The organism is Aestuarium sp., assembly GCF_023253315.1.
Classification (GTDB): domain Bacteria; phylum Pseudomonadota; class Alphaproteobacteria; order Rhodobacterales; family Rhodobacteraceae; genus Marivivens; species Marivivens donghaensis.
In genome coordinates this window covers 71613-80866 of record NZ_JALRGW010000010.1, presented here as the reverse complement: position 1 = coordinate 80866, position 9254 = coordinate 71613, and the positions used below count along the sequence as shown (strand labels likewise).

At 56.3% G+C, this 9254-nt stretch carries 10 protein-coding genes; 4 read left to right on the top strand and 6 right to left on the bottom strand.

What is annotated here, in order from left to right:
* Positions 1-319 precede the first annotated feature (319 nt).
* Positions 320-1324: a LacI family DNA-binding transcriptional regulator gene (locus tag AC1QQ2_RS07460; RefSeq protein ID WP_479712672.1), complete on the top strand. Its 1005-nt coding sequence runs from the start codon at positions 320-322 to the stop codon at positions 1322-1324.
* On the opposite strand, the gene AC1QQ2_RS07455 is transcribed toward AC1QQ2_RS07460, so the two are convergent.
* From AC1QQ2_RS07455 to AC1QQ2_RS07445, 3 genes are read right to left on the bottom strand one after another with little or no spacing between them, the layout of a single operon-like run.
* A complete protein-coding gene (locus AC1QQ2_RS07455; RefSeq protein WP_479712671.1) occupies positions 1321-2454 on the bottom strand; it encodes a Gfo/Idh/MocA family protein in 1134 nt (377 codons plus the stop codon). The two genes, AC1QQ2_RS07460 and AC1QQ2_RS07455, sit on opposite strands and share 4 nt — an antisense overlap.
* A gap of 11 nt (positions 2455-2465) precedes the next feature.
* Positions 2466-3356, bottom strand: a complete 891-nt coding sequence (locus AC1QQ2_RS07450; protein WP_479712670.1) for a TIM barrel protein — start codon at positions 3354-3356, stop codon at positions 2466-2468.
* A 23-nt stretch (positions 3357-3379) separates the two neighbouring features.
* Positions 3380-4477: a Gfo/Idh/MocA family protein gene (locus tag AC1QQ2_RS07445; RefSeq protein WP_479712669.1), complete on the bottom strand. Its 1098-nt coding sequence runs from the start codon at positions 4475-4477 to the stop codon at positions 3380-3382.
* 124 nt (positions 4478-4601) lie between these two features.
* Between AC1QQ2_RS07445 and iolC the strand changes: the two genes are divergently transcribed.
* From iolC to AC1QQ2_RS07430, 3 genes are read left to right on the top strand one after another with little or no spacing between them, the layout of a single operon-like run.
* Entirely contained in the window at positions 4602-5582 is a 981-nt protein-coding gene (gene iolC / locus AC1QQ2_RS07440) for a 5-dehydro-2-deoxygluconokinase (protein ID WP_479712668.1), read from the top strand.
* Positions 5583-5592: 10 nt separating this feature from the next.
* Positions 5593-6447: a 5-deoxy-glucuronate isomerase gene (locus AC1QQ2_RS07435; RefSeq protein WP_479712667.1), complete on the top strand. Its 855-nt coding sequence runs from the start codon at positions 5593-5595 to the stop codon at positions 6445-6447.
* Positions 6444-7274, top strand: coding sequence for a class II fructose-bisphosphate aldolase (locus AC1QQ2_RS07430; RefSeq protein WP_479712666.1), 831 nt, complete (start codon positions 6444-6446; stop codon positions 7272-7274). The genes AC1QQ2_RS07435 and AC1QQ2_RS07430 overlap by 4 nt, the downstream gene beginning before the upstream one ends.
* A gap of 69 nt (positions 7275-7343) precedes the next feature.
* Here AC1QQ2_RS07430 and iolB read toward each other — a convergent pair whose 3' ends face one another.
* Genes iolB through iolE form a run of 3 tightly spaced genes read right to left on the bottom strand, consistent with a single transcriptional unit; the run spans position 7344 to position 9230 of the window.
* Positions 7344-8138, bottom strand: coding sequence for a 5-deoxy-glucuronate isomerase (gene iolB, locus AC1QQ2_RS07425; protein ID WP_479712665.1), 795 nt, complete (start codon positions 8136-8138; stop codon positions 7344-7346).
* Complete coding sequence (locus AC1QQ2_RS07420) at positions 8131-8337, bottom strand: hypothetical protein (protein WP_105236686.1); 207 nt, start codon at positions 8335-8337, stop codon at positions 8131-8133. The genes iolB and AC1QQ2_RS07420 overlap by 8 nt, the downstream gene beginning before the upstream one ends.
* Positions 8337-9230, bottom strand: coding sequence for a myo-inosose-2 dehydratase (gene iolE, locus AC1QQ2_RS07415; RefSeq protein ID WP_479712664.1), 894 nt, complete (start codon positions 9228-9230; stop codon positions 8337-8339). Before iolE ends, AC1QQ2_RS07420 begins: the two co-directional genes overlap by 1 nt.
* Between the last annotated feature and the right edge of the window lie 24 nt (positions 9231-9254).

The window sequence follows — 9254 nt, the reverse complement described above, 5'->3', positions numbered from 1 at the left end:
ACCCCAACAGAAGCCTTCAGAGAAGAGATCATGAAACTGAGATAGCGGAAAATGTCGCAACGTGTCTTGAGCCATCATTTCATATTGGATAGGACTTTTCCTTAACTATCACTCAGCTTGCTCCGGGCTTCGTATCATTATTCAGGCGACGGTCATGTCTGAGTCCATGGCAACCCTAATCCGCACGGCAGAACTACCGAAGCACCCTGCTCCGCCGAATATGAGGATGCAATCGATTGCAAAATTTTACTTTTTTGCTGAGCCTTGTTCCAGACTTGTGTAGGTTGGCTGCAAGAGAAATCACGTAGGATTAGACCGCATGACACCGACGCTCAAGGATGTTGCCTTACGGGCTGGCGTATCGACCTCTGCGGTGTCGCGGACCTTTACGGATGGGGCGTCTGTCTCTGACAAAATGCGCAAAAAGGTCGAAAAGGCGGCGGCAGAGTTGGGCTACAGTCCAAACTTTATCGCGCGGAGCCTGACCACGCGTCGAACCAAATTGATCGGCCTTGTCTCTGACAACTTGTACAACCCTGTTTTTCTGGAAGTGTTCGACCGATTTACCCGAGCACTGCAGGACTGCGGCCTCCGCCCGTTGCTCGTCAACTTGAGCAATGAAACAGACCCTGAAAATTCGGTGCGGATGTTACAACAGTATTCGGTTGATGGTGTTATGGTGGTGTCGTCCACTCTCCCCCCCGAATTTTCCAAGGCCTTTCGGGATAAGAACATCCCTGTCGTGAATACCTTTGGACGGCACGCAACAAGCCCTGATGTTCACGTCGTAGGGATCGATAACGTCGCCGCAGGACGGATGGCGGCACGTGAGTTGGTGTCCCGAGGATACAAATCCATCGCGTTTTTGGGCGGACCGATGCGAGCAACCTCGACCTTGGACCGTCTCGAAGGCTTTCGGGCGGAGATGGCACAGCATCCAGACATCGCGTTTACATACAGCTTTGCCTCAGCATATTCGTTTCAGGCCGGACGCGCTGAAATCTTACGACTGGCTGAAAACGGTCTAGCAGAAGCCTATTTCGGCGGTGACGACGTTTTGTCTGTCGGCATCTTGAGTGGTTTTCAAGATCTTGGCAAAGGTGTGCCACAGGATGTCGGGCTGATCGGATTCAACAACATGGAGATGGCGGGCTGGGAAAACATCGCCCTGACCACCATTCACCAACCAATCGCGCAGATCATTGCGTCTTCGGTCGAACTGATGGTGGCCATGCTCGAAAATCCAGACCGCTACCCAGAGGCACGATTGTTCCCATGTCATGTGGTCGAGCGCAAAACGTTGCGCCCGATCCAGTGCCGTTAACGGAACATTGGCGGGCGGGCATCCATCCATGCGCCGCCCTGTTTTACCGAAGCAACCGCGGTGTGAACAGCCGCCATTGACCGCACACCATCTGCTGCATTGGGCAAACCATCACGTGTCTCACCACGAATCGCATCGGCGAGATCGCAGTAGATGTTCGCCACGGCCAATGGGAACCCCTCTGGGTGGGCAATGGCAACACGGGACAGACGCTGTGCGTCCTCGTGCAGCCCGCCTTCGCCTTTTTCGATGATCTGCGTGCGCCCACCAACGGGCGTGTAGATCAACTGGTTCGGCTGCTCGGACGCCCAACGCAAGCCGCCCGTTTCGCCAAAGACTTGAATGTCGAACCCGTGCTGGCGACCAATGGCCACGGACGAGGTCCACAAACGACCAACGGTGCCACCCGCCGTTCGGAAATTGACCATCGCATCGTCTTCGAGCACGCGGCTCGGGATTGTGGAGGCAAAGTCCGCCGATAATTTTTCAACCGTATCATCGGCAATAAACGTCGCCATATGGAGCGCGTGGATACCGCAGTCAGCGAACTGCCCCGACACCCCCGCCATCGCGGGGTCATACCGCCACCGCACACGCGGGTTGTCAGCATCGGTCGCATCGCCATGGTGCCCGTGGCTAAAGTTCGTGACGACTAGACGCACCTTCCCGATCTCGCCAGCACGGACCATCGCACGAGCCTGACGCACCATCGGATAGGCCGAATAGCAGTAGTTCACGGCGCAGATTTTGCCCGTCTTTTCTGCGATCCGAACAATCTCTTCACCCTCTTCGACGGTCATGGTCATCGGCTTTTCACACAGCACGTTGAACCCAGCCTCAAGGAACGCTTTTGTGATTTCAAAGTGGGTAGCGTTAGGAGTTGCCACGGTCACGAGGTCAACGCGATCGTCGCGCCCCTTTTCTCCTGCCAGCATCTCTTGCCAATAGCCATAGGCACGATCCTCAGCGATCCCGATCCGTTGCGCATAGTCGCGTCCCACATCAGGACGATGATCCAGTGCGCCCGCGACAAACTCGAAACGCCCATCCGCCTGAGCCCCCAAACGGTGCGCGGGTCCAATTTGGCTGCCTTCACCGCCGCCGATCATGCCCCATTTTAGCTTTGCCATGTTCGGTCTCCTCAAAAGCCTATGGATTGAAGGTACTGACGGTTTGCGCGGGCGTCCTCTAGCGGCGTGCCCGGCATGGACGGGTCGCAATCCTGTTCGACCGTGCACCATCCCTCAAACCCAGCGTCGAGGAGGACCTGCCGAACAGCCGCAAAATCGACATCGCCCTGACCAAGGTTGCAGAAAATACCCTGTCCGCAAGCTTTGTAAAAATCGGTCCGATTGGCGACAACGTCTGCCTTTACGACGGGGTTGATGTCTTTGAAGTGCATGTAGGAAATGCGGTCGATGTGCCGTTTCATAAAGGCGACTGGATCAAACCCCGCATAGGAATGGTGGCCCGTGTCAAAGCAGATTCTAAGCACGCTTTCATCGACCTCATCCAAGAGCCTTTCCAGCTCTGGCTCGAAGTCGATAAAGCCCGCGGCATGGGCGTGAATACTGGTGGTTAGGCCGTATTCTTCGGTGCCCATTTTCGCGATGGTCGCGATACGATCCCGAAACGCGCGCCATTCGTCTGCGTCCATCTGCTCGGCCTCATTCGCACGGCCAGCGGTGGCTGCGCGGCGTGGCGAAATGCTATCGATCAGAACGAGGTGCTCTGCCCCATGCGCAACCAGCGCCTTGCAGGTGCGAACACTTGCGTCCATCACCTCGTCCCACTTTGCGGGATCATGGAAGGGGCGGAACACAACGCCGCCGACGATCTCTAGGTCGCGCTCTGCCAAGGCTGGCGCGAGGACCGCAGGGTCTTCGGGCATGTAGCCAATCGGGCCAAGCTCGATCCCCTTATACCCTGCCCCTGCGCACTGATCCAAAACCGACTGCCATGTCGGATAGGACGGGTCGCTAGCGAATTCGATCCCCCATGAACACGGGGCGTTTGCGATTTTAATGGTCATTTACTGGCGCCTTTCAAACGCAATCAGACAGACGATACTTCAACCCAAGCCTTGCTTCGCGATGATGCCATCGACGCCTCAATCACTTGGTTCACCTCCATGCCGTCCTCAAAGGTCGGCCAGACGGGAGAGCGCGTTTCAATCGCCCGCAAGAAATCACGGGCTTCGATGATGATTTGGTCCTGATAGCCCGTGCCATGCCCCGGTCCCTGACAGAAGGGCAGGTAATCGGGGTGCGCGGGGCCCGTCAGAATTTTGCGGAAGCCCCGCGTCGCCTCGGGTTCATCCATGGAATAAAGCCAGATCGCGTTCTGATCCTCTTGATCAAAGCGGATGGCCCCTTTGGTTCCTGTAATCTCATAGGCGTAGCCCATTTTGCGACCATGTGCGACGCGGCTAAAATACATCTGCCCCATTGCGCCATTGGCAAAGCGGCACATCAGCTGCCCATGATCGTCATTGGTTACGATCCCACCTGGGCGGTTGGTGTGAACCGTTTCGATCTCTGCAATCACCGATTTGATCGGACCGATCAGCGCCAAGGCGCCATTGATCATATGGGGCGCAAGATCCCCCATCGTGCCGTTCGCATCGCCTTGGGTCCGCCAATTGGCAGGCGCATTCGGATCGGCCAAGAAGTCTTCTGTGTGTTCGCCGCGAAACCAAACAACGTCGCCAATCGCACCTTCAGCGATAAGCTGGCGGGCGAATTGGCTGGCGGGGGTGCGGATGTAGTTAAAGCCCACCATGCTAACCTGCCCTTCGGCTGCAGCCACCATCGCGCGGCTATCGTCGAGCGAGGCTCCGAGCGGCTTTTCGCAAAAGACAGGTTTATTCAGCGCAAATGCCGCCTCGGCGATCGCACGGTGGGTGGCCTGCGGGGATGCGATAACAATGGCCTCGACCTTGGGGTCATTGACCAATTCACGCCAGTTATCAGTGCCACGCGCAAAACCATAGGCGACGCGGTAGCGTTCAGCCGAAGCCTTGGAACTGGCGCAGACCATTTCCAAACGCGGACGAAGGGTCGTGTTGAACACCGCACCGACGGCTGACATGGCAACGGCGTGGGCCTTCCCCATGTATCCACCGCCGATGATACCGATCCCGATTTCCGCCATAAAACCCCTCCCGCAAAATCAGTTTGCAACCGCTTGCAATATTCGTATCCTTCCGTTCAAAGTCATGCAAGCGTCAAACGCGCATCGCGGTCGGCGGGATCACAAATCGAGGGTTAGCTGAGAGATGGATATTTTCGACGCCATAAAGCGTAACAGCTATGTCGTCTTAGGCCGTGTCGGCATGGACCTCTTTGCTGATACAGGCATCGCGATTGAAGACGCGACGACGTTTAATGCTGATATGGGCGGATCCTCCGCCAACATTGCGGCTGGGATCGTAAAACTGGGTGGTCAGGCCTCGCTCGTCACCCGCGTCTCTGACGATGCCGTTGGTCGGTTCTGTGTTGGGAAACTCAAACACTATGGGGTCGGCTGCGAATACGTGATCCCCCAAGGCGGGGAAGCTCGCAATTCGCTCGCTGTCTATGAAACACGTGTTGTGGGCCACCAATCGGTGATCTACCGCAACGGGGCTGCCGATTTTGAAATGACAGTCGCCGACGTTGAGGCGGTCGACTACAGCAAATTTGGGACTTTGATCGCCGCAGGCACCGTCTTTGCCGCAGAGCCATCACGTTCAGCTGCGTTTCGCGCGTTTGAGTTGGCGCGCGCGGCAGGCTTACCGATCATCTTTGACGTGGATTACCGCCCCTATAGTTGGCCCAGTGCACAGGTCGCCGAAGAGGTCCTATCACGCGCAGGTTCAATGTCCGATGTGATCATCGGCAATGACGATGAGTTCGGCTTTATGGCAGGCAGCAAGGACGACGGCCTCGCAAAAGCGCGGGAACTCGCTGAGACCTCTGCGCAGATCGTCGTTTACAAAATGGGCGAACATGGCGCGGTGACTTTTCATAACGGCACCGAATTGCGAACGGGCGTTTACCCTGTCAAAGCCGTCAAACCGACCGGTGCAGGCGACAGTTTCATGGCAGGCTTTTTGACGTCTATCGCAGACGGTCATGACCTGCACACAGCGCTTCTGCGTGGATCAGCCTGCGCTGCAATCGTTGTCGGCAAACCGGGGTGCGCCCCCGCTATGCCCTACCCCGATGACCTCGACACGTTTTTGGCCAATCACCCCGGCCCCACCCAGGTGGCCTAAGGAGAGATCAATGCATATCCCCCCACATGACAACCAAAACAAACCGATCGTGGATGTCGATGATCCAACGGTTCCGCTAAACTACTTCAACATCGTTAAACTCAAAGCGGGCGAAGCGTTTACCTATCAGGTGCCGAATTACGAAACCTGCATCGCACCTGCGACAGGCACCGTCGATGTCGACGTCGAGGGTGTTCATTTTGCCGACCTGGGCAATCGTGGCGTCGATGTGTGGGATGGGGAACCAGAGGGCGCCTATGCCCCGTCAGGCGCGAAGGTAACGCTAGTCGCAAAACGTGATACTGAAACCTTTATCGCGGGCGCCAGATACGACAAAGTTCTCGACCCGTTTGATGTGCGTGTCGCAGACATCGACAAAGTCCAATACGGGTCGGACGACACAAAGACCCATCGCAAGATCAAACACATCCTTGGCCAGAAACAACATGATAAAGTTGGACGTCTATTGGTGTCCGAACTCTTTACCGTAGGCCAAGGTGGCTGGTCTGGGTTCCCATCGCACAAACACGACACGGACCGTTGGGACGAAAATGGCACCCTTATCGAGACACGTCATGATGAGACCTATAACTTCCGTTTTCGTCCGAACCACGGCGGGGGCGTTCAGATCCTTCAACGCGAAGAAGGCAAGGTTGGCGATGCCTATCAACTGATGGACCGCTCAACCATTTGCATCGACAAAGGGTATCACCCCTGCGCTGTACTGCCTGGGTATGAGATGTATTATTTCACCATTCTCGGCGGCCTCAGCCAGCGCAGTCTCGTTCAGTTTTTCCAGCCCACCCATGCCTATCAGGTCGAAACGATCCCAGGCATCAAAGACATGGTGGCCAAATTCAAATGACCATCGCGACGCTCGCCGAGGTTTTGCAACCCGCACTCAAGCAAGGCTATGCCGTGGCTGGTCTAGTCACATTGGGTTGGGAAGATATGTGCGCCTATGTTGAGGCCGCCGAAGCCGAAGGATGTCCTGTGATCTTGCAAGCTGGCCCGTCTTGCCGTGCACATACGCCGCTACCAATTTTGGGCAAAATGTTCCGCCATCTCGCTGAGCAAGCAACAGTTCCCGTGGTCGCACACCTCGACCATGGATATTCGCTCGACGACTGTCGGATGGCAATTGATGCAGGCTTTACCTCTGTCATGTTCGACGGATCGCGCAAACCCTTGCGTGAGAACATTGATGAAACCGCAGCCATTGTGGAAATGGCGCACCGTGCGGGGGTCTCTTGTGAAGGCGAAATTGGTTTTGTGGGCTATGCGAACGGCGAACAATCGGCCGGAACAGACCCAAGCGAAGCGGCAGAATTTGCTCGGCAAACAGGCGTTGACGCAATGGCCGTTTCGGTTGGAAACGTGCACCTGCAGCAAACCGAGGGCGCGGGTTTGGACCTCAACCGAATTCACGCGATTGAAGCGGTCACAAACGTCCCACTCGTCATCCACGGCGGATCAGGCGTTCCTTCGGCGCAACGGCGCGAGTTGGCTCAAGGGTCGAATGTCTGCAAATTCAACATCGGGACAGAATTGCGGATGATCTTCGGCGCGGCACTTCGCCAGACTTTGACAGATCATCCTGACCAGTTCGACAGGCTCGAAATTCTCAAAGCGACGATGAACCCAATGGCCGAAGCTACGAGGACCATTTTGCGTGAATTAATGCCGAGCTAGGTTGACCTCCGCCAATCACGACAAAAGCTGCATCGTCTCAACTTCAGCTAGATCGCCACCGCTGCGATCTTAAAAGAGATGCTCGACTGCAGGATCAGGCACAAAGCGCCAGTTGCGGCGCGGACCTGCCATGACGTTCAGATAATACATCTCGAACCCGTAAGGCGCGCCGCAGGGGTGATGCCCACGCGGGACCAAAACAACATCTCCATCAGACACAGCCATGGCTTCATCCAAGGTGCCATCCTCGGTGTAGACGCGCTGGATGCCGAACCCTTGGGCAGGGTTGAGACGGTGGTAATAGGTCTCTTCGAGGTAGGTGATCCGCGGGAAGTCATCTTCGTCATGGCGGTGGCTCGGGTAGGATGACCAATGGCCTGCAGGGGTAAAGACTTCGGTGACCAAGAGGCTGTCACAGTAGTCCTCATTTTCCATCGCGATGTTATTGATAAAGCGCGTGTTGGTGCCCGTCCCACGCTGGGTCAGCGTGATCCCGTCCGGCCCAATGCGACGCGCCTCATGGCCACTTTTGCCAGGCGCCAAACAGACCGCAATCACACAGTCGGTCGTGGCAGTCGCTTCCCAGCTGTTGTCGTTCGGCACATAAAGGCAATGCGGCGGCGTCTTTTCGAAGACGTTCATCCGCTCGCCCAATTCCCCCCAAGACTGCCCTGCGGCCTCAAAGGTTGCCTTGCCTTCGACCATCACCAGAATGGCCTCGTTGTCGCCCAAAGCCTCGCCCACGGTTTCGCCAGCACGCAGACGGAAGAGCGAGAACCCAACATAGCGCCATCCTGCCGACTGCGGCGTGATCTGATGCACCTTGCCATGTGTTCCAAACGGTTTGCACAAAAGATCAGGCATCGTCGGAGTCCTTTTCAGGGTCAGTCGGGTTAAACACGATAAAGAAAGAATAGGCAGCGTAAGCCCCTAAACCCCCGAACATGACGGCCCAACCGGGCGATCCTGTCCAAAGCTCGACCACCGTCCAAAATACGCAGATCGCGACCAAAAGGACGCGCAGCCACAAAGGACGGAAGAAGGGGTCATTCATTTTGAACATCAGATAAGCCCGGTTTCTGTTGCAATCCGCTTGAGCGTATGCAGGCCGAGGGTCTGATACAACAGCGGGTTCCGCACATCGGGGTCCTGCTCTGCCTCAATCACGATCCAACCGTCGTAATTGTTATCCGCAAGGATTTGCAGGAGCGGTTTAAAATCGACGCCACCCTCTTGATCACCCGGCACGGTGAAGGCGCCCTGAACAACCCCCTGAAGGAAAGACAGACCCTCAGCGCGCACCTTTGCGGTGATCGCAGGACGGATGTTTTTCGCGTGGAAGTGACGGACGCGACCAACGTGTTTGGTCAAAACAGCCACAGGATCACCACCGCCGAATGCGCAGTGACCCGCATCAAACAAAAGATGCGTCGCGGGACCTGTCGCCGCCATGAACGCGTCGATTTCCCCGGGGCTTTCTACAATCGTGCCCATGTGGTGGTGATAGACCAAGGTCACACCCTCACCCGCCAGATACTGCGCGAACTCCTCGAGCTTGGCACCAAAAGCCACCATTTCATCGGCAGTGAGCGTCGGGCGGTCATTCACGGGCAGGTCTGAGCCATGAATCGCATTCGAGGTTTCACAAACGATGCACACCTTGCAGTCGTTGTGCTTCAGCTTCGCAAGATGATCCTGCACCGCCTCAATCTCTTCGGCCACAGACTGAACCAAGAGGTTCGTCGAATACCAGCCAGAGATAAACTTTAGACCATATGCCCCTAAGCGGGCCTTCAGCTCTGCTGGGTCATTCGGCCAACGGTGGCCGTTCTCAATACCGTCAAACCCGATCAAACGGCCCGCTTCCTCGAGAATACGGTCGGTCGAGATATTCGCACCGATGGTCTGGTCGTCATCATTGGCCCAAGCAATCGGGTTTGTACCGAACTGGATCATTCTTAGTCACTCCGAAAGGGCACA